Origin of the sequence: Desulfogranum japonicum DSM 18378, assembly GCF_000429945.1 — a bacterium.
GTDB lineage: Bacteria > Desulfobacterota > Desulfobulbia > Desulfobulbales > Desulfobulbaceae > Desulfogranum > Desulfogranum japonicum.
Genome location: NZ_AUCV01000021.1, coordinates 58,587 through 79,743 on the forward strand (window position 1 = coordinate 58,587; position 21,157 = coordinate 79,743).

Annotated in this window: 14 protein-coding genes; 11 read left to right on the forward strand and 3 right to left on the reverse strand. The window is 47.1% G+C overall.

Translation table 11 applies throughout. From position 1 onward, the window contains the following. Positions 1-8: 8 nt before the first annotated feature. Positions 9-956: a S1 family peptidase gene (locus G493_RS28900; RefSeq protein WP_051309241.1), complete on the reverse strand. Its 948-nt coding sequence runs from the start codon at positions 954-956 to the stop codon at positions 9-11. 77 nt (positions 957-1,033) lie between these two features. After that, positions 1,034-2,716 carry an energy-dependent translational throttle protein EttA gene (gene ettA / locus G493_RS0111210; RefSeq protein ID WP_028580459.1) on the reverse strand — a complete coding sequence of 561 codons (1,683 nt, stop codon included), beginning with the start codon at positions 2,714-2,716 and terminating at the stop codon, positions 1,034-1,036. 1,025 nt (positions 2,717-3,741) lie between these two features. On the opposite strand from ettA, the gene G493_RS0111220 reads away from it, so the two are divergent. Then, entirely contained in the window at positions 3,742-5,928 is a 2,187-nt protein-coding gene (locus G493_RS0111220; protein ID WP_028580460.1) for an HAD-IIB family hydrolase, read from the forward strand. A 157-nt stretch (positions 5,929-6,085) separates the two neighbouring features. Here the strand turns inward: G493_RS0111220 and G493_RS0111225 are convergent, their stop codons facing one another. Beyond that, complete coding sequence (locus tag G493_RS0111225) at positions 6,086-8,473, reverse strand: sucrose synthase (protein WP_028580461.1); 2,388 nt, start codon at positions 8,471-8,473, stop codon at positions 6,086-6,088. A 498-nt stretch (positions 8,474-8,971) separates the two neighbouring features. Between G493_RS0111225 and proV the strand changes: the two genes are divergently transcribed. The 10 genes from proV to G493_RS32120 all read left to right on the forward strand — a co-directional run bounded on the left by proV (position 8,972) and on the right by G493_RS32120 (position 21,128). Further along, positions 8,972-10,183, forward strand: a complete 1,212-nt coding sequence (gene proV / locus G493_RS0111230; RefSeq protein WP_028580462.1) for a glycine betaine/L-proline ABC transporter ATP-binding protein ProV — start codon at positions 8,972-8,974, stop codon at positions 10,181-10,183. 24 nt (positions 10,184-10,207) lie between these two features. After that, positions 10,208-11,038, forward strand: a complete 831-nt coding sequence (locus tag G493_RS0111235; RefSeq protein WP_028580463.1) for an ABC transporter permease — start codon at positions 10,208-10,210, stop codon at positions 11,036-11,038. 58 nt (positions 11,039-11,096) lie between these two features. Further along, complete coding sequence (proX, locus tag G493_RS0111240) at positions 11,097-12,128, forward strand: glycine betaine/L-proline ABC transporter substrate-binding protein ProX (RefSeq protein ID WP_028580464.1); 1,032 nt, start codon at positions 11,097-11,099, stop codon at positions 12,126-12,128. 217 nt (positions 12,129-12,345) lie between these two features. Continuing rightward, positions 12,346-12,867, forward strand: a complete 522-nt coding sequence (locus tag G493_RS0111245) for a MarR family winged helix-turn-helix transcriptional regulator (protein WP_232363750.1) — start codon at positions 12,346-12,348, stop codon at positions 12,865-12,867. A 184-nt stretch (positions 12,868-13,051) separates the two neighbouring features. Beyond that, positions 13,052-13,543: a hypothetical protein gene (locus G493_RS0111250; RefSeq protein ID WP_028580466.1), complete on the forward strand. Its 492-nt coding sequence runs from the start codon at positions 13,052-13,054 to the stop codon at positions 13,541-13,543. A 183-nt stretch (positions 13,544-13,726) separates the two neighbouring features. Then, entirely contained in the window at positions 13,727-15,718 is a 1,992-nt protein-coding gene (locus tag G493_RS0111255) for a VIT and vWA domain-containing protein (RefSeq protein ID WP_028580467.1), read from the forward strand. Next, on the forward strand, positions 15,715-16,500 hold the full coding sequence (gene xrtK / locus G493_RS0111260) for an exosortase K (protein WP_028580468.1): 786 nt from the start codon (positions 15,715-15,717) through the stop codon (positions 16,498-16,500). Before G493_RS0111255 ends, xrtK begins: the two co-directional genes overlap by 4 nt. Then, positions 16,472-17,152 carry a two-component system response regulator CreB gene (gene creB, locus G493_RS0111265; protein ID WP_028580469.1) on the forward strand — a complete coding sequence of 227 codons (681 nt, stop codon included), beginning with the start codon at positions 16,472-16,474 and terminating at the stop codon, positions 17,150-17,152. The genes xrtK and creB overlap by 29 nt, the downstream gene beginning before the upstream one ends. Further along, positions 17,149-18,585 carry a two-component system sensor histidine kinase CreC gene (gene creC, locus G493_RS0111270; RefSeq protein WP_028580470.1) on the forward strand — a complete coding sequence of 479 codons (1,437 nt, stop codon included), beginning with the start codon at positions 17,149-17,151 and terminating at the stop codon, positions 18,583-18,585. The genes creB and creC overlap by 4 nt, the downstream gene beginning before the upstream one ends. A gap of 242 nt (positions 18,586-18,827) precedes the next feature. Continuing rightward, positions 18,828-21,128: a substrate-binding domain-containing protein gene (locus tag G493_RS32120; RefSeq protein WP_161629820.1), complete on the forward strand. Its 2,301-nt coding sequence runs from the start codon at positions 18,828-18,830 to the stop codon at positions 21,126-21,128. The last annotated feature ends 29 nt before the right edge of the window (positions 21,129-21,157 follow it).

Below are 21,157 nucleotides of genomic sequence, written 5' to 3' on the forward strand. Positions count from 1 at the left end.
CGTGACCCTTAATCAGCCTGTTGCAAAAGGAGATATATGGGCGCCATTATCAATCCTGATGGGGTCTTCTCAACTTCCCCCACGTAAGATTCGATAAAAGATATGTACTGAGAGGTACGTGTATTCACGCCATAATATCCAGCTAAGGCGCATCCATACCCCCATGAGACTATACCGGCGTGCCTCCATTTATTGTTATAATAGACCATGAGCGGCCCACCGGAATCACCCTGGCAGGAATCTTTGCCCCCATAAGAGTAACCTGCACACACCATGTTACTGGTAATCTGATTTGAATAGCTGGCATTACACACCGAATTGCTGACAATGGGAACCTCCACCTGTTGGAGCTTTTCGGCATAATCTATGTCATAAGAAGCCTGATTTCCCCAGCCGATGAGGGTTCCTGTCTCCCCGCTCAGACTGTTGCTGCTGTCGGTAAAAAGGGCCAATGTCTCTTCAGATGATTCCCGTGCAAGTTCAAGCAATGCCAGGTCACCATCATTGGTACGGCTATTATAGCCTGGATACGGCACAATTCTTTTTACACTGATTCTGTCACCGCTATTTGTGGTCAAGTCATGCACCCCCATGGCCACATCAATTTCACCGGCTGCCCTGAGGGAGCTACCATTATAAACGCAGTGAGCAGCTGTAAGCACCCATTTCTTTGTGATCAGGGCTCCTCCACAAAATTGCGCAGAAAAGAAGTCGTTGATATCTGAGTACAAGAGAGCAGCCATCCACGGCCAGGCACCTTTGACGGCGGTTTCTCCACCCACAATTTTTGTCTGGTTGGAATCTATGGCACTTTCTTCAGCAAAACCGATCTGCACTGTACCCAGTGAGGATACAATGCACATCTGGAGACAAAAGACCGTTAGTTTGACCCAACGTGCAAGGACTCGCTTACTCTCATCTTTGTTGTTCTTTGATTCGTTTTGTGTCTTCAACATACCGCATACCTTACTGCTGGGCTAAAAAGAGAACGAAAAAACAACTTACGAACGTTTCTCTCTTCAACCATCATCAATTATCTGGTTAACTGCCGATAACGGATTCGATGCGGCTGGTCAGCATCGGCCCCTTTCCTTCGTTTGTAATCCTGCTCATATTCACTGTAATTGCCTTCGAACCAGACCACTTCCGAGTTTCCTTCAAAGGCCATTATATGGGTGGCTATACGGTCGAGAAACCAACGGTCATGACTGATAACCACAGCACAGCCGGCAAAATTTTCCAGTGCTTCCTCCAAAGCACGCATGGTATTCACATCCAGGTCATTTGTCGGCTCATCAAGCAGGATGACATTCCCACCCTCCTTGAGCATTCGAGCGAGATGCACCCGATTGCGCTGGCCACCGGAAATCTCGCTGACCTTATTCTGCTGTTCAGCACCTGTAAAATTAAACTTGGCCACATAGGCCCGGGAATTGTATTCCTTGGTTCCCAGCCAGATAGTATCCTGTCCTTCCGAGATAGCCTCCCAGATGGTCTGATTTGCCCCCAGCGATTCCCGGGACTGGTCCACATAGGAAAGTTTCACAGTCTCGCCGATACGTATTGTCCCCGCGTCCGGCTGTTCTTTACCTGTAATCATTTTGAACAAGGTTGATTTCCCTGCACCATTGGGTCCCACAACACCGACAATGCCGCCGGGAGGCAAAGAAAATTCCACATTATCCAACAGAACCCTGTCATTAAAGGATTTACATAAGCCTTCCGCCTCGATAACAACCTTGCCGAGCCGAGGTCCTGGTGGGATATAAAGTTCCAGATCGGAATCCATTTTATCCACTTCCTGATTGAGCAGCTTTTCATAGGCAGTGATACGGGCTTTGGATTTGGAACGTTTACCTTTGGGACTCATGCGAATCCATTCAAGCTCTCGCTGCAGGGTACGTTGCCGTTTGGTTTCTTTTTTCTCTTCCTGAACCAGTCGTTTTTCCTTCTGTTCCAGCCAGGAAGAATAATTCCCTTTCCAGGGGATACCCATGCCACGATCAAGCTCAAGAATCCAGCCTGCCACATTATCCAGAAAATAACGATCATGTGTTACCGCGATAACCGTACCGGCATACTGTTGCAGATGCTGTTCCAGCCAGGAGATGGACTCTGCATCCAAATGGTTCGTAGGCTCATCAAGGAGCAGGATGTCTGGTTGCTTGAGTAGAATACGGCATAAAGCTACCCGGCGCTGTTCACCACCGGAAAGCACTCCTGTTTTCATATCACCAGGAGGACAACGCAACGCATCCATGGCCATATCCAACTTGCTGTCCAGGTTCCATGCATCCAGAGCATCCAGCTTATCCTGTACCTCTGCCTGCCGTTCGATCAATGCCTGCATGGCATCATCATCCATGGGCTCTGCGAATTTTTCATTAATGGCATTGAATTCAGCTATCAGATCAACCGTTGACTGAACGCCTTCCTCCACCACTTCCCGTACTGTTTTTTCCGGATCAAAACTTGGTTCCTGGGGCAGATAATCAATGGTAAAGCCTTCTGAAAGCATGGTTTTGCCATCAAAATCCGTTTCCAACCCGGCCAGAATACGCAACAGGGTACTTTTTCCTGCACCGTTCAATCCTAAAACACCAATTTTGGCGCCGTAGAAATAACTGAGGGAAATATCTTTCAACACCTGTTTCTGCTTATACTTCTTGCTGACTTTGATCATCGAATAGATAATCTTATTCGGCTCATCACTCATATACACATACTCCAAAATATGTTCAGTTTACTGAAGAAATAGACACGGCAAGACCTTTGCTTTTCCCTGTGAGGCCGCGAAAAATAAATTATCGGATTATACCTTCCAAAGCGTCGCAACTCAACATCTACCCATCTCTCCTTTACATTTTCATATACAGTATTGGCCTCCTCAGATGCATTACATCTGCCTGTCAGGGAATATTCCCTGTAATAGCTGTGTACTGGAAATATCATATTTGCTTTTTGTCAAATGTCTTTTACCTATTAAATCATCAGGAGTATGGACCAGCAGGGTAATATACAGTATGATACATACCGCAATACCAATACACACAGAATATTTCCTTCTGTGTGAAATATAAGCATGCCACAGATAACAACAAAATCTCACGTAATTGCCCTTAAACCCAGGATGTTTACCTCTGCCAGGTTTTTCCTTAGGGTCGCGGGAAATAAGAAATATCCGAAAATTGCGTAGGATATCGGTTTGCTAACGTCGTCGCGTCAATGGCTCAATACGGCCAGTATGGAACCATTGACGCGACGACGTTAGCGAGTTGAGAGACAAGCAAGATTGGATAATTTATTTTTTCCGTGCCCCCAACACTATACGTCATCACAGGTACCGCTGCCATGTGCAGTCATGATTGCCTGCCATGGCATATCAATGCGGATGCTCACGATGAGGTAACACGTACGACGCAGCGGTAATCTCCTACATTTATTCACACGTCTCCGGAGATACAATGTAACACCAATACAGAGATCAGGACGACAGACAGTTTCCCCCTTGCTTTCCGTTCCTCCAACGAATGGAAAACACAAGAAGCAGTTGATTTTAGGGTCGTGGAAAGTAATAATTCTCCAAAAACTTGGTAGGATAACGGTTTATCCTCATGACTTTTTCAATGGATCAAGAGCCAGCATGGAACCCTTGAAACAGTCATAAGAAAGAGTTGAAAGACCAACAAGATTGGATAATATATTGTTTCTGCAACCCTTACTTCCAGAGGACCAGTTTATATGGAGAACAACAAAGGACTTTACCTGCAACTCTTCAGTATTCATGGACTTATTCGTGGCAATATGCCGGAACTGGGAAAAGATGCCGATACTGGCGGTCAGATCAAATATGTTCTCGAGCTTGCCCGGGCCCTGGGAGATCATCCCGATGTGTGCCAGGTCGATCTGGTTACCCGATATATCGATGATAAGCGCCTGGCAGCGGATTATGCCCAGATCATAGAGCCTCTTTCTGAAAATGCCCGCATCGTCCGGATTCAATGCGGCGGGACCAAATATATGCGGAAGGAACTGCTCTGGCCGCACCTGGAGGAGTTCATCGAAAGGACTATCCGTTTCATCAAATCAGAGGGACGTATTCCCGATGTTTTTCACGGTCATTATGCTGATGCCGGATATGTTGCCATGCAACTCGCCAATGCATTTGACGCCCCTTTTCTGTTTACAGGCCATTCCCTTGGACGAAACAAACGCGTCAAACTGATCAGTGACGGCATGGATGAGAACAGCATCAATAAACAATATAAAATCGACCATCGCATTCAAATGGAGGAAGACATCATTGCCCAGGCTGATCTCATTATTACCTCCACCAGACAAGAGATAGAGGAGCAGTACGGCCTGTATAACGCTACGGCCAAAGGGTTTTGCGTTATTCCACCAGGCATTGATCTAGAGGCTTTTTACCCGTTCTATGACCTTGAACTGGATTCTGACCTCCTCAGTGAAGAAGTGAAACAGACCCGTTATACACTGCGCAAAGAATTGGACCGTTTCTGGGCTAACCCGGAAAAACCATTTATCCTTGCCCTCTGCAGACCTGACAAACGTAAAAATATCACAGGACTCCTGGAAGCATACGGTACGAGCAAAGAACTGCAAGCCATTGCAAACATGGCGATATTCGCTGGAATACGCAGTAATATCAACATCATGGAAGAAAACGAAAAAGCTGTCTTAACCGATATGCTCCTGCAGATGGACAGGTATGACCTGTATGGTAACCTCGCCATCCCTAAGAAACATGACTTTGCCACCGAGGTTCCCGAGTTATACAGGTTATGTGCTGAAAGTCATGGGGTATTCGTCAATCCGGCGCTTGTGGAACCTTTTGGGCTGACACTCATTGAAGCATCGGCCTGCGGCCTGCCTATCGTGGCGACCAATTATGGAGGCCCCGTTGATATCATAGGTAACTGTGAAAACGGACTTCTCATCGATGCGTCGCAGCCTGAAAAGATCGCAACGGCAATTAAAAACATTCTCATTGATCCGCAAAAATGGTCACAATATTCAAACAATGGTATCAATGGAGTCCGACAGCATTATGCATGGCAGGCACACTGCACCGCTACGCTGCAAAAAATTTATGATCTCCTGCCCGATTTCATTCAACCCTCACAGGAGAAGGATGCAATGAAAGACTCGCGCTCTTCAAAAAAATCGTACGGCGCCAGACTCACCAACGTGAATCACCTGCTCATAACCGACATTGACAACACCCTGGTAGGGGACGCAAAAAGCATGCGTCAACTGTTCAATATTCTGGATGACAATCAAGGACATTTAGCCTGGGGAGTTGCCACCGGACGCAGTCTGGAACTCACCATTGAGGCCATGACCGAATTCGACATTCCAGTACCTGATATCCTGATCTGCAGTGTTGGCACGGAAATCTATTATGGACCTGATATCAGGCATGACAAGGGCTGGCAGAAACATATCTCGGTCCACTGGAAGCCAGAGCGAATTAAGGAAGTGCTGGATGATCTGGGCTTTCTGGTGTTCCAGGAAGCAGAAGGACAGCGCAGCCACAAAATCAGCTACTACCTGGAAGATAAAAACACCCGACTGGATCGGGTGTACCAGGCGTTACAGGAACATAAGCTGCGCTGCAAGGTCATTTATTCCCATGGCCAATTCCTTGACATCCTGCCCCAAAATGCTTCCAAAGGTAAAGCCATTGATTACGTCAGCTATAAATTTGATTTTTCACCACGCCATGTCCTGGTTGCCGGAGACTCGGGTAACGACGAAGATATGATAGCCGGAAAATCCCGTGGCCTTGTTGTAGGCAATCACAGTGAAGAACTCAAGCATCTCCAGGGCCAGCCGGATATCCATTTCAGCAATGATGAATATGCGGCAGGCATTATAGACGGCCTGCGTCATTACGGTTTTATCTGACTGAGATATATTATTTTTTCAACCAACGCAGTAACGAAAAACCCCTTTATAACAGGGTGGTTCCATGCGCCAGTGCCGACATAAAAACACCCTGTTGTAACAACGTGAAAAATTGAAGCGGCTAATCCATTTCTACACAATTCATGGAAAGTTCGGATTAGCCGACATTGCGCATCTGCTCAGCTCTGTGACGAAACTGGAGATGATACAACATTTCCAGATAGCGGTTTGTTTCCTCTCGCTCCAGATTCGTCGAAAATTTCCAGAAGCCGTAAATGCAGGTCAGGGTAAGCAGCCTCTTGGCATACAGCTTCCACGTATACCGTTCGGCAACCCTCTGCCGGCCCTGGGCGCTGATAGTCTCCCAGTAATTGGGATCCTCCGCACATTTTTGGAAGAAATCCAACATAACCTGCGTCGCTTTATCACCATGATTAGGATCGATATGAAATCCAGAACGTCCATGCTCTATGATTTCCAATGGCCCACCAAAGCAGGTGGCGAATGTCGGCAATCCGGACACCATGGCTTCAATGACAGTCAGGCCAAAAGCTTCAAAGTAGGCAGGTTGTACAAAAACCCCTTTCCTGTCGGCCACATAACGATACAACTCACCTGAAAGTTTTTTATCCAGGCGAACTCCCAACCACCGCACCTTGGATTCCAGGTTATAGGTATCAATAATTTCATGCATCCGTAAAACCTGCTCACGCTCTTCATTATCCCCGCTGTAATCAGGATTGGTGGTACCTCCTATAATCAACAGGTTGCTCAGCTCCTGCAATTCAGGATTCTCTCCATACCACTGCACAAGCCCGGTGAGATTTTTAATGTGGTCCAGCCTGGCCATGGAAAACAGGAGGGGTTTATCCTTATCCGCCAGTTCTCCGCGACTGTCCGCTTGCGCCGAGCCATAAATCAAATCCTCAAGCTCTCCATGCAGACCATAGAGCCGCATGTCATTTTCAGTATAGGAAAAATAGGTTTCTTCGTCGGCTCCCGGGGACACGATATTGAATTTGGGGTCAAACACATCTACACCGTGAATGATACGCTGTAATCCTGGCATGGTAAATGAGCTGTAACTTTCATACTGCCCCACCACGTCACTGGATCCAGCTATCTCCTGAAAGGTGGAACTGATAATGAAATCAGCGGAATTCATCGCTATGAGATCAGCCGTAAACTGGCAGGAAAAGTGGTATTGTTCCTCCATATCCTTCCAATACAGGGCGGAATACAGATATTTGGTCTTTTCCAGGGCATGGGCAATGGTGCACATGGTAACTTCAAGACTCCGGGCAAGGAGGTAGGCCACCAGATTTCCATCGGAATAATTTCCGATTATCAGGTCAGGGCGCCTGCCCAGCCTGGCGAGAATCTCTTTTTCCGCCTCACGACTGAATTCCTCCAAATAAGGCCAGACCTGGAAACGTGATATCCAATGGGGGATAATTGTACCATCGTGGTTCCGAAAAGGGATACGTACAATACTGGCATTGTCCGTTCCATGAACCTGCTCCACCGGGTAGGAGCAGGTTGTACCTTCAGAATCCGGAATAAGACGGGTGATAATCAGAATCTGGGGAGTAAAGTCCAATCCCTGATTGTAAATTCGTTTCTGCATCTCCCTTTCCAGAGCACGGACCTGGTCCAGAATATATACAACCTGGCCACCGGTATCTGGCCTTCCGAGCACATGTTCCTGCCCGAAAAAACCATGGGGAGAAAGAATAACCACATTAAAAATCATGGGAATCCTGGCAAGAAACTGTTCCAGGATTTCGTGATCAGGAGCCTCGAGAAGATCTGCCAGCAGGCTCATACTGATCCTGATTCCTTCGATGGTGCGGCCCCATCCTGGTTCAAACCCCAAAACCCTCAAATCATGGGCGAGATCCGGCCATTCCCGATCCGGGGGTTGTTTATCCAGATATTCCATGCCCCTGATCAACGCCCTGCGCAAGTCTGCCGTACTATCAATCTTGTTATTGATCATAAAAGAGACATCCTGGTAGCCATGCACTTTGAGAAAGGCAAGCAACGGCTCTTCACCCTGGGCAAGTTCATTGGTCAGCTTGGTGGAAAAACGTCTGTTCAGAAACTCTACTCCATGACCGATTGAGCGTGACTGATTCATTTTAGGAAAGTTACGTTCAAAGGGATTAAAGTCGATTTCGAGAATGGGTATATTATAACTGTCATTGACGAGATTTTCCTTAAACGCAAGAAATTCTGCAGTGGAAACCTCTTCAAAACTCATACTTTCAAAATGGTAACGCACGTAGAGCCAGCGGGCTACCCGAGGCCTGATATCCAGATACAGCCAGGGATCTACAATGGTCGCTTCCTGGCTCTTTTTCAGTGCTTCTGCCAAAGGCGAGTCAAGGAGATACTCATGTCCGTTTTCTTTACAGAACCGAAGAAATTCATCCCAGATCTCACTGCCTAAAATAAGATTTCTGCCATCTCCCTGAAAACGTCTGAAGAGGCTGTATACAGCATCCTGATTATCTTCTACAAAGCGTCGTAATTTTGTCAGCATTACGGTCTCCTTTTTGATGGGATGTGCCTCGAAAGAGAAACACATCTGTTAGGGAAGCTATGCGATGTTCCTGGAAGGTTTATATACTGAAAAAATAAAGCCTATCAACATGGGTGGCTCAGCTTGCAAAGAGTGCAGTTGAGTACGCTCAATCTGAATATTTAAACAAGGTTATTTTTGGTTATAAACCAAAAGAGTGCAGCTAGCAACCAAGGCAGGGCAAATACAACCAGGTTACTCGGACAAACAGGTAAATCAAACCAGAATGCTTTGCAATTTACCTTGACATCCATTCTCAAAATAGTATGCTGCAATATTATTTATCCACAAACAGTATCATTCAACATAATATTTATTCAACATAATATTACCTAAAGCAATGAAGTCGGATACCCGACGACCTCATATAAATTGTTGTTCTTTCTGCTTTTCACTTCGCCCAGACCGGGCAAGGGGAAGTTGATTCCTGAACCCTGGTAATTTGAGCAGAGAAAAATCATGGAAAAAATCGTTGTTAAAAATCTTTTCAAAATTTTTGGCGAAAACCCCAAAAAAGCCCTGGAGTTGTTGGATAAGGGTTTGGATAAAGAAGCTATTCTGGATAAAACCGGGATGACCGTGGGTGTCCAGGACGCCAATTTCGAAGTACATGCCGGTGAAATTTTTGTCATCATGGGGCTTTCCGGTTCTGGAAAATCCACCCTCGTCAGGATGTTAAACAGACTCATCGAACCCACTGCTGGCTCCGTCCATGTCGATGGAAAAAATGTAGTGGAGATGACACCGAAAGAACTGGTCAGTTTTCGACTCAATAACATGAGCATGGTGTTTCAATCCTTTGCCCTGCTTCCCCATCTCACCGTCATTGATAATGTTGCCTTTGGCCTTGATCTGGCAGGAGCAGACAAACAGAAGAAAAAGGAACGTGCCCAGGAAGCTCTGGATCAGGTGGGGCTTTCCGGATGGGAAGACTCCTACCCCTCTCAATTAAGCGGAGGTATGCAGCAAAGGGTTGGCCTTGCACGAGGGCTGGCCGTTGATCCTGATATCATTCTTATGGACGAGGCATTTTCCGCACTGGACCCGCTCATTCGCACTGAAATGCAGGATGAACTGCTCAAATTGCAAAAAAACCACCAGCGAACCATTGTTTTTATTTCCCACGATCTTGATGAAGCACTTCGCATCGGGGACCGTATCGCCATTATGGAAGGTGGAAGTATTGTACAAGTCGGAACGCCTGAAGAAATACTTCAAAGTCCGGCAGATGATTATGTCCGAGCGTTCTTCCGAGGTGTGGACCCAACCAATGTTATTTCTGCGGGCGATATTGTCCGGGATACCCAACTGACAATTATCAAGTCCAAGGCAGGTAGTCTGCGAACCACCCATGAACTCATGTCCAGTAAAGACAGAGACGTTGGATATGTGCTGGATTCACATAGAAAATTCCTGGGCGTTGTCACTGTGGACAAAATCCAGCAGCTCATTGAAGAAGGAGCCAAAGACAACCCCATAGACCAGGGATTCATCGAAAATGCTAAACCCGTACGAGTGGATGACTCCATGCAGGACATTCTGCCGGAAGTTGCCCGCAGCCCCTGGCCGGTTCCTGTAATTGATGAAGACGGAAAATATCTTGGTGTGGTTTCCAAAAACCGTTTCCTGCGCACACTGCACCGTGCAGAGCAAGAGATGACTACCGCATAAAACAACCTACAGGAATACGTAATTATGTTTGAGGATAAAGTAATTCCCCTTGACTCCTGGGTCTCCCAGGCTGTGGATTTTCTTGTTGAAAATTATCGAGAATTTTTTCAAACCATCAAGTGGCCGGTTGAAAAAACGCTTAACGCATTGGATGTAGGGCTTAATGCCGTTCATCCTCTTATTATCATAGCAGTGATAGCTGCTCTTGCCTACCGGTTTGCATCCAAGGGGCTGGCTCTGTTTTCTGTTGTCACCCTGGTGCTCATAGGCCTGCTCGGACTGTGGGAGGATACCATGACCACTCTGGCCATGGTGCTGTCCTCTGTCCTGTTCTGCATGCTGGCTGGTGTTCCGCTTGGCATATGCTCCGGGCGCAGCGACCGTTTTGAAGCAGGATTACGGCCTGTTCTTGATGCCATGCAAACCACTCCTGCTTTTGTCTATCTGGTTCCCATTGTCATGCTCTTTTCCGTGGGTAATGTTGCGGGCGTCCTGGCGACCATCGTTTTTGCCCTGCCGCCACTCATTCGTTTGACAAGTCTCGGTATCCGCCAGGTGCATCCGGAGCTGGTTGAAGCAGCTCAGGCTTTTGGTGCCACACGCTGGCAGGTACTGCATAAAGTGCAGATTCCCCTGGCCATGCCTTCCATCATGGCCGGTTTGAATCAGACGATCATGATGGCACTTTCCATGGTTGTTATCGCAGCCCTTATAGGTGCGGGCGGCCTTGGCTCACCCGTTATTCTTGGTCTGAACACCCTGGATATCGGCATGGCTGTCATTGGTGGCTTCGGCATTGTATTGCTGGCCGTCATCCTTGACCGCATCACCCAGGCTATGGCACAGAAAAAATAAGAGACCGTATACGTCAGAGGAACTTATCGCTACAGATAACTCTAAAAAGGAGAAAGTAATGCTCAGATTTACCAAAGCCGCACTTGGCCTCACCCTTGCTCTTACACTGAGCGCCGGTTCTGCCCTTGCTTCGGATAAACCCGGAGAAGGAAAGACCCTGCAACCTGCCAGGGCCACCTGGAACACCGGTTTTTTCCAAGAGGCACTGGTACGTAAGGGCCTGGAAGAACTCGGGTACAAAGTCAAAAAACCAAAAGATCTGCAAAATCCGATCTTTTATAAATCCGTTGTTTTCGGGGATGTAGACTACTGGACCAACGGCTGGTTCCCCAACCATGACAGCCAACTCCCCAAGAATTTCGATGAAAAAGCAGGCAAATACGGATATGTCGTCAAGGCAGGTGGTTTACAGGGATACCTGGTATCCAAAAAAGAAGTGGATAAATTCAACATCCAGTCGCTGGACGATTTCAAACGGGAAGAGGTAAAAAAAGCCTTTGATAAAAATGGTGACGGCAAAGCGGATCTGACCGCATGCCCTCCAGGATGGGGATGTGAAAATGTTATCTCACATCATATGAAAGTCTATGATCTGGATGCGCATATTAACCCTGTGAAAGCTTCCTACGAGGCGGGTATGGCCTCAGCGCTGGCAGCTTACAAAAGCGGTGAGCCTATCTTTTTCTATACCTGGGCACCAAACTGGACGATCTTCAAGCTCAAACCAGGTAAAGATGTCATGTGGATTAATGTTCCGAAAATCATGCCAAAGGAATCCCAGAAAGCCGCAGAAGATCGTATGACTGTCTCCGGCATCCAGGGTGCTGTAAGCGATCCTGTGAAGCTTGGCTTCGTGGTTTCAGATATTCAGATAGTTGCCAATAAAAAATTCATTGCGGAAAATCCCGCTGCCAAGAAATTCTTTGAGGTGTTCACGCTTCCTCTGGAAGATATCAACGAACAGAACACCAAAATGAATGAAGGTGAAAAATCTCCACAGGATATCGAACGGCACGTCAGCGATTGGATTGCCAAAAATACCGACAAGTGGAACAGCTGGCTGGACGAAGCCCGTAAAGCAGCAGAATAAAACTGACCTGACAAGCCTGCAAGAGACCTCAGGCACTGCAAAGGAGCCTGGGGTCTCGCTGCATTTTTCAGTAACACATAGAAGTTTTTCCTTTCCTTTGTCATACGGTTTTCTGTTATCAGCAGGTGAGAACATAATTTTGTATCCTCTGCATTGTCCCATTGACAGATCTTGAACCTTTATTCTATATACACTGTGCATACGTCCATGGACCACCATGCCAAACATACCAAAAAATGCTGAAACCAGTCGTACCAATAGCCTTATGGATTTTCGCCAGCAACGAATGCAAAATATTACCAAACAGCTGCGAGTAATTTTCAGAGCTGTTCAGGCCCACTCTAAAACCGTGGAACGTTCCTGCGGCCTGAGTGGTGCAAAACTCTGGATGCTTTGGGAACTTTTTGCCAGTCCCGGATTAAAAGTTTCCGAGCTGGCCAGGGCTCTGACAATCCATCCTTCCACATGCAGCAACATGCTTGACCAGCTGGAAGCCCAGGATCTGGTACGCAGGGATCGATCAAAAAAAGATCAGCGTGCAGTGCATCTGTACCTCACGGAATATGGTACCAAACTTTTGGCAGATGCTCCCAGACCTGCTCAGGGAACATTATCCGAAGCTCTGGCTAGGCTGAACGATACTCACCTGGTCAATCTGGAAGATGGGCTGAACCAGTTAATAGCTGAAATGCATGCCACAGATGAAAGTGCAGGAATGCTGCCCATACCGGGAGAATAATCCATATAGCGGCTACTGGAATATACGCGTACCGCCGAGGATAAAAATTTAAGAAGAATACAGTCAACGGGCAAAAAAAGTATTTATGGACAGTCACAAGCCCAAAAGATGCTCGATCCCACCGCATAATTAGGCTATAGTCATTGTAGTTGAACTCAATTTTTCTTACCTGCACGGAAAAGTAATGGAAGTACCACCGATCACTACCTTTCAGGACGCCATTAAACGTCTTGCCCGATTTGGCATCGAAGAACAGCATATCTACCTGGTAGACTTGGTAATTCTGGCGGAAATGGCCTGGGCCGATGAATGTATTCAACAGGCAGAGGTCGAGCTTCTGGTCGATTACATGCTCGATCATGTTCAGGAAATCAACCAACTGGCAGGCTGCCTGGTACTGGATGAATACATGGCTGCAGATTTTGTAGCAGAACTGCTTGGCCAGAAACCAGAGCCCTCAATGCTCCATGCCATGCGCCAGGCATTTATTCCCATCCGACTTGCCAACAAAAGCCAGCAGGAAGCAGAAGATATTACTGCCAACCTGCTCAGTGCCTGCCTGGATATCGCCGCCAGCTCTGTCACAAAATATCCTTATGGGCTCAAGGAACGTTTTACAAGGGAAGAAAAATCCTATTTCCACGCCCTGCAGCGTTTGCTCAGCCAGGCTTTATGATTTTTAGTAACCGGTAACAAAAATACAGGGGAGTTTCAAGCTGACCGTCTCCCCTACGAGGTGGTATCCATTTTTAACGGTTACCTTTTTCGCACCCTTTTCATATTCCCTTCACATTCTGTTCACACTACCTGGCTAAGATGAAAGAAATACCATTATTCATCTTTTACCAGGAGGTTCCCCATGTATTCCGATCGAATACTGTTCTTCTGCTTGATCGTATTCATCTGTGTGCCCTTCACAGCTACGGCAAAAATACAAAGAGATACAACACTCTCCCCGTATTTCTTTATTGAAGGTGCAGAAAAATCCCACGATGATTTTCCCCTCAAGGACACCAAAGTCGAAGTAGTGATAAGTGGCGTAATCGCCAATGTCACAGTTCGTCAATACTATGCGAATAACGGCTCACATCCAATCAATGCAAAATATATTTTTCCCGGATCAACCAATGCGGCTGTTCATGGCATGACCATGACCATAGGTGAACGCCGGATCACAGCGCAAATTCACAAAAAAGAAAAAGCAAAACAAATTTTTGAACAGGCAAAGGCTGCGGGTAAAAACAGTTCGCTGCTCAGCCAGCAACGCCCCAATGTCTTCAGCATGGATGTCGCCAACATCATGCCTGGAGATACTGTTGAAATCGAGTTACGCTACAGCGAACTCCTGGTACCATCTGAGTCGATATACAGTTTTGTATTCCCAACGGTTGTCGGCCCCAGATACTCTGACCAACCAGCAACAAATGCCAGACCCGAGGACCAATGGATCGCCAATCCCTACCTGAAAAAAGGTGCTCAACCCCATACCGGTTTTTCCCTCTCTGCACGTGTAGCCGCCGGCATGCCCATCCATGATGTTCAATGCAGAACCCATAAAACACGTACAACCTATATCGACGAAAAAAATGTCGACGTACAACTTGATCCCGCAGCATCCTTTGGAGGAGACCGGGATTTTATCCTCAAATACCGTCTGCAGGGAAAGCAAATCACCTCCGGACTGCTCTTGCAGAAGGGGGAAAAAGAGAATTATTTCCTGCTCATGGCCCAGCCGCCTCAACGTGTCTTGCCCGAAGCAATTCCACCACGTGAGTATCTCTTTGTCGTTGATGTTTCCGGCTCCATGCATGGCTTTCCGCTACATACAGCCAAAACACTGATAAAAGACCTGGTCATGGGGCTTCGGCCGACAGATCACTTCAACCTGCTCCTCTTTGCCGGTTCGTCAGCAGTAATGGCCCCGGCTTCTCTTCCTGCAAACCAAGAAAACATCGACCAGGCTCTTCACTTTGTGAATAACCAGCAGGGAGGTGGAGGAACCAATCTGCTTTCTGCCATGAACGAAGCCCTGAGCCTCCCCAAACGAGAAGGTGTTTCCCGGACCATTGTCGTGCTCACAGATGGCTACATAGATGCGGAAAAAGAAGTGTTTCACACCATTCAGGAAAACCTGCAGCATAGCAACCTGTTTGCTTTTGGAATAGGCTCCAGCGTCAATCGATACCTGATTGAAGGCATGGCAAAATCCGGACAGGGCGAACCATTTATCGTCACTGACCCGGATATGGCACCAGCAACTGCCCAGCACTTTCGCGACTATATTTCAGCTCCAGTGTTGACCAATATTCAGGTTACTGCCAACAACTTCACAATGTATGATGTAGAACCTCAAAAATTCCCGGATCTTTTTGCACAGCGACCGGTTCTTGTTTTCGGCAAATGGAGGGGAGAACCGAACGGTGTTCTGGAAATTTCGGGAGCAGGCGGCAATGGCCCTTTTCATCAAAGCTACCAGGTGACAGAAGCAACCATTGTGCAGGATCGGGGACTGGAGTATCTCTGGGCACGAACTCGCATAAGCCGTCTATCTGATTTTGCGCAAAACAATATCAACCCTGAACACGTGGCAGAAGTTACCACTCTTGGGCTGACTCATAATCTGCTTACTGCCTTTACCAGTTTCGTTGCTGTTGACGAACGTATTCGTAATCCCCACACCCAGGCAGAAGATGTCACCCAGCCACTGCCCCTGCCTAAGGGTGTAAGTAACGCCAGCATAGGAAACGGTTCCATGCACAGGGTACCTGAGCCGGAACTTATTTTTCTGCTGCCTTTCATTGGACTGGTTCTTGCCTTCAGATACAGAAAACATCGCAAGGCCCAATCATGAACCTGTATCGACAGATAACACAGCACCCTGCCCGCATATGGGCAGGATGCTGTGTTCTCCTGTTTGCCCTGATATTAAAACTGTGGTTCAGCTCTGCCACCCCCGCTCAACTGTGCTGGCTTCTTGGCCCCATAGCAAAACTTATACAACTGTATACCTCTGTGCAGTTTACCTTTGATCCGCATCTGGGATATGTTAACCAACAACTCCAGATCATCATTGCACCGGTATGCTGCGGACTGAATTTCATGCTCATTGTCTTGTGCATGGTTGCCTTCCAGGGAATCATCACCCTGAACAGTTCTCAGCTCTGGAAATGGCTGCTGGTCACTCCGCTGCTGGCCTACACATACACAATCCTGGTCAACTCAGTACGCATTATTCTGGCAATCTGGCTTTTCAAACATCACATGGAAGCTGGTTGGCTTACCCCTGAGCGTGTACACAGATTGAGCGGCATTCTGATATATTATCTTATGCTGTTGTTTCTCTATAACGCCACCACTATATTGTTGGAAAAGATCGAACAATCAGCCCAGACGTGCTCATCGCAGGTTCTCGCTCTTTTCCCATTCTTCTGGTATGCTGGCATGACACTGGTTATACCGCTGCTCAACAGAAACAGCTATACGCTCAGGTACTGGGAGCACAGCGCCTCCATTCTGTGCATGTGCATTGTACTCACAACGGCATACTCTCTGTCCCGCAAACTGTGGCAGTCATATCGATCATCCGGTAAACATACAAATTCCCATGGACAAACCCCTGATCTTGATTGTTGAAGATGAACCCACCATCGCCGACACCATTCAATACGCACTGGAGACCGATGGTTGTCTCACTGAACGAGTGACGGCAGCCTTTCCTGCATTGGAAAGAATACAAGGTAACGTGCCTGCACTGGTAATTCTTGACATAGGCCTGCCTGACATGAACGGCATTGAGCTCTGTCGACAAATCCGTACATTCAGCTCCGTTCCTATTATCTTCCTCACTGCACGTACCGATGAAATCGACAGGGTAGTCGGTCTTGAAATAGGTGGAGATGATTATGTGGTCAAGCCATTCAGTCCACGGGAACTGGCAGCACGGGTTCGAGCAATACTGAGAAGGACACGGCAATCAGATACAGCCGAATTTCCAACGCCTTTCACCTGTATTCCGGAGAAACGGTTGATATACTATTACAAGACCCCCCTGGAGCTTTCCCGCTATGAGTACAATCTTCTTGCGCTACTTATAGCCTCTCCCGGAAAGGTATTTACCAGAGATCAGCTCATGGCCAGGGCATGGGACGAGCCAGATGCCAGCATGGACCGCACAGTGGATGCCCACATTAAAAACCTGCGTGCCAAACTCAAACAAATCCGTCCGGATATGGACATTATCACCACCCACAGAGGAGTAGGATACTCTCTCAAAGAGCTGTCATGAAACTGGGATCTCGAATTTTTTGCTGCAACCTTCTGCTGCTGAGTCTTTGTCTCTACTATCCGGTGAGCCAATATATCGGCACGCTCAGAACTCGTTATCTGGAAGGGGTGGAAGATCCCCTGGTTGATCAAGCCAATATACTGGCCGAATATGCTGGCAGGGAGATGGCTGCAGGCAATTTTTCCTCTCAACAATGGCACAACTGGTTCGACAAAGTCTACCATAGGAAACTACGGGCAAAAATATATTCCCTTACCAAAACCAGGGTCGACCTCCGGGTCTATATCACTGATGCAAAGGGCAAACTCCTGTTTGACTCTAGCCGTAAGGATGCCCTTGGAAGCGATTATGTTCTGTGGCGGAACGTGCAACGTACCTTACTGGGAGAATATGGCGCCCGCACCACCAGAATGGACCGTCTGGATGAGACCTCATCGGTTCTCCATGTTTCAGCCCCTATTCATGAAAAACAAAACATCATCGGAGTGCTGACTGTCGCCAAACCGACAGGTAATATCTGGTACTTTCTCAGACAGGCAAAACTGCAGATTATCGGCACCGCGCTATTCACCCTGGCCGTTGCCGCACTGTTCAGTTTTCTGCTGGCGCGCTGGTTAGCCGGACCTATTCGTAAATTAACCCGGTATGCCCAGGACATTGCCAACGGCAGACATCCTCCACGTCCCAAGTTGGGAAACAGTGATATCGGTATAATGGGAAATGCTTTTTATCACATGCAGGACGCTCTTGAAGGCAAACATTATGTTGAACAGTATATTCAGAACCTGACACATGAAATGAAAAGTCCGCTCTCTGCCATTCGCGGAGCTGCTGAACTGTTGACAGAACCCATGCCACCGGAGCAGCAGAAGCGTTTCCTGGCAAATATCCGGGAAGAATCCCTGCGCATGCAACAGGTAATCGATCGTATGCTGGAACTCTCATCCCTGGAGAACAGGAAAGAACCACTGCAAACAGAAACGGTGGCAATACAATCTCTGCTCAACAATCTTATAGAATCAGCCCAACCGATTCTTGAACAGAAGCAATTGCGCCTTATAGCTCCTCCCAGAAGAGAGGATACTGTGCAGGCGGATCTCTTTCTGCTTAACCGTGCCCTGAACAATCTACTCACAAATGCCATGGACTTCAGCCCGACCGGTGGAACCATTGAAATACGGCTTGAGACCTTTCCCGGTTCCATAACCTTTGTCTTTCTTGATCAAGGGCCAGGAATTCCTGACTTTGCAGGGGAAAGAATTTTTGAAAAATTTTACTCCCTCGAACGTCCTGAAACAGGGAAAAAAAGCACAGGATTAGGTCTGAGTTTTGTGCGCCAGGTAGCCAGGCTCCACAATGGACAGGTTATCCTGAAAAATCGCTTGCAGGGAGGCACCTGTGCCCAGCTTTCCCTGCCAATAGCCATCTTCTAAATGAGAGCCTGCACCCACACGCTTTGCCATTGAATATACTTTTACCATGAATGACAAGCTGTTCATCTCCATTAGGAGATGATTAGGATCAGCCTGTTGCCATTGACAAGCAAATACTCCAAAGTTTTAATTGGTTCATAGTGGGGAAGGACTAAGTGGTGCTGAACGCTTAGTCTTCTCCTGAAAGCATCACGAAAGGCAAACCGTACAATTCTCTGCTTCCTCAACCTATGACCAAATACATGAAAACTCTTCTTGTTATCGACAAACCAAGCCAAAACAGACAGTTATACATAGAACAACTTCAAAAAGAGGGGTACACAGTCACAGTTACTCCCACCAATGAAATTGCAGCGACTTTTCTGCTTAAAAACTCGACCTTTGATGGAATAATCTGTCCGGAAGCCATCCTTTCCCAACCAAACAACACACTCCTACCGCTCCTACAGTCGACTCTTCCCAATACACGGATTATACTACTGAAAAAGAACTCAGACGCCACCTTAAACGAAACTCTCCAACTTCCCTTATCAGGCCTTATAACCCAACCCGTTGATCCAGCCAGACTCATAACCCTGTTGCAGTTCATTGATACACCGGAACAAAGAGTCCAGCTCAGTGATATAGACTTCCCGCAGTATTTGACAAGCCTGTCCAGCCAGAGTGGCTCAAAAGCCATCAGTATTCAGGGCGAACAAGGCAAAGGATACCTGATTTTTCACCAGGGCAAACTTCATTACGCATCATATGGTGATCTGCGGGGAGAGTTGGCTTTTCAGGCCCTGATTGCGCTGGCAAAAGGCTCCTGTCAGGAAAAAAAATTGAAACAGATGCCCCCGGTCAATATTCACACATCTTTTGAACAACTCATGGAGCAAAGTCAGAAGCAGCAGCAACACCAAGCTGAAGATGCGATTCCTGTACTGAGTTCAGATTTTCTGATGGATGAAGAAAAAGTCCCCTCCAATACAGCCACTCTTGCCGGCAAACAGGCAACACCCTGGTACCAGCACACTCTTTTCTATGTATCGCTGGTACTTTGTATCTGTGCGGCACTGGGTGGTTATATCTTTTTTTACCACCAGAAGGACAGCAAAATTACAAATCTATCCAAAACAGACCCAAAGCTCGCCTCGCATCAGCAATCAGATAATAGTGCATCCAATAGCCACCGACTCGCGTCAGCCACTGGCAAAATTTCCACGGTATCAACAGCAAACGTAAATTCCGCTCTGGCAGTTACTTCATCCGCTTCTCCTGCAATCATTCTCAGGCTCCACGGATCAAACACCATTGGTTCCAAGCTGGCACCTAATCTGGCCTATACATATATGGAGCAGGTCTTACATGCCAAAGACATCAGAATTGAACAGAAAAAAGCAGCAGTTGAAAAAATCGTTACAGGCCAAACCAACGAAGGGCTTGTTGGCATAGAAATTTTTGCCCATGGCTCTTCCACTGGATTCAAAGATTTGCTTGCCGGAAGCTGTGATGTGGGTATGGCAAGCCGTAGAATTAAAGACAAAGAAAAAGCGGCGTTGAAAGAACACGGCGAAATGACCTCTCCCTCCAGTGAACATATTCTGGCCCTGGATGGCATTGCAGTTATCGTCAACAAGCATAACAACCTGAAAAATATAAACATTTCTCAAGTTGGGGATATTTTCAGCGGCAAGATTACAGATTGGGCACAAATACCCGAAAGTGGGTTGAAGGGAGCCATCAACGTGTATTCTCGTGACGACAAATCAGGAACTTACGACACCTTCAAAAGTATTGTCCTGAAGAAAACGCCTCTTACAGATGGTGCAAAAAGATTTGAATCAAACCCCGAACTCTCGGACAAGGTGTCCATGGATATGATGGGAATCGGCTTTACTGGCCTTCCCTACATACGTCAATCAAAGGCGATCGCCATTTCCTCACAGGGAACAGCGCCGGTGCTCCCAAGTTTTTTCACTGTTGCCACAGAGGATTACCCACTGGCACGTCGTCTGTACCTGTACCTTCCTGGAGATTCAAACAACCCGGTTGCAGCTCGTTTTATTGATTTTTGTCTTGCCAGGGATGGACAAAAAGTTGTGAACAGCACGGGCTTTGTTGACCTGCAGATTCGTGCTTTTACCGCAGCCATTGATACAGCACAAAATCAGGTGCAAAACCATGAAATATTCAACCGCTACCTACAGGAAATTGAGGGAAAAAAACGCCTCTCCCTCAACTTTCGCTTCAATGAAGGCAGCAAAAATCTGGATAACCGTTCTCTGCGGGATTTGGATCGTATGGTGGACTTTCTTAAAGAATACACCTTTGACACCCTGACCCTTATAGGGTTTACCGATAACATGGGCTCATATGCAAACAATACCAGGCTTGCCCTTGAACGGGCCAAAGCCATAGAAAACGAACTCAAGATAAGGGGAATACCTGTACGATCAATTCTCAGTGCATCAGAAGAGTTGCCGATTGCCTCCAATACAAGTATTGAAGGCAGGGATAAGAATCGAAGAGTTGAAATATGGGTAGGCGGCCATAACGGATAAAAGAATCCCGCCGACACCTTGTTTCTCGG

What these genes read in the sequence shown, in the direction of transcription:
- G493_RS28900 (WP_051309241.1), bottom strand. Translation starts at nt 956, where the DNA reads ATGTTGAAGACACAAAACGAATCAAAGAACAACAAAGATGAGAGTAAG.
- ettA (WP_028580459.1), bottom strand. Translation starts at nt 2,716, where the DNA reads ATGAGTGATGAGCCGAATAAGATTATCTATTCGATGATCAAAGTCAGC.
- G493_RS0111220 (WP_028580460.1), top strand. Translation starts at nt 3,742, where the DNA reads ATGGAGAACAACAAAGGACTTTACCTGCAACTCTTCAGTATTCATGGA.
- G493_RS0111225 (WP_028580461.1), bottom strand. Translation starts at nt 8,473, where the DNA reads ATGCTGACAAAATTACGACGCTTTGTAGAAGATAATCAGGATGCTGTA.
- proV (WP_028580462.1), top strand. Translation starts at nt 8,972, where the DNA reads ATGGAAAAAATCGTTGTTAAAAATCTTTTCAAAATTTTTGGCGAAAAC.
- G493_RS0111235 (WP_028580463.1), top strand. Translation starts at nt 10,208, where the DNA reads ATGTTTGAGGATAAAGTAATTCCCCTTGACTCCTGGGTCTCCCAGGCT.
- proX (WP_028580464.1), top strand. Translation starts at nt 11,097, where the DNA reads ATGCTCAGATTTACCAAAGCCGCACTTGGCCTCACCCTTGCTCTTACA.
- G493_RS0111245 (WP_232363750.1), top strand. Translation starts at nt 12,346, where the DNA reads ATGCCAAACATACCAAAAAATGCTGAAACCAGTCGTACCAATAGCCTT.
- G493_RS0111250 (WP_028580466.1), top strand. Translation starts at nt 13,052, where the DNA reads ATGGAAGTACCACCGATCACTACCTTTCAGGACGCCATTAAACGTCTT.
- G493_RS0111255 (WP_028580467.1), top strand. Translation starts at nt 13,727, where the DNA reads ATGTATTCCGATCGAATACTGTTCTTCTGCTTGATCGTATTCATCTGT.
- xrtK (WP_028580468.1), top strand. Translation starts at nt 15,715, where the DNA reads ATGAACCTGTATCGACAGATAACACAGCACCCTGCCCGCATATGGGCA.
- creB (WP_028580469.1), top strand. Translation starts at nt 16,472, where the DNA reads ATGGACAAACCCCTGATCTTGATTGTTGAAGATGAACCCACCATCGCC.
- creC (WP_028580470.1), top strand. Translation starts at nt 17,149, where the DNA reads ATGAAACTGGGATCTCGAATTTTTTGCTGCAACCTTCTGCTGCTGAGT.
- G493_RS32120 (WP_161629820.1), top strand. Translation starts at nt 18,828, where the DNA reads ATGAAAACTCTTCTTGTTATCGACAAACCAAGCCAAAACAGACAGTTA.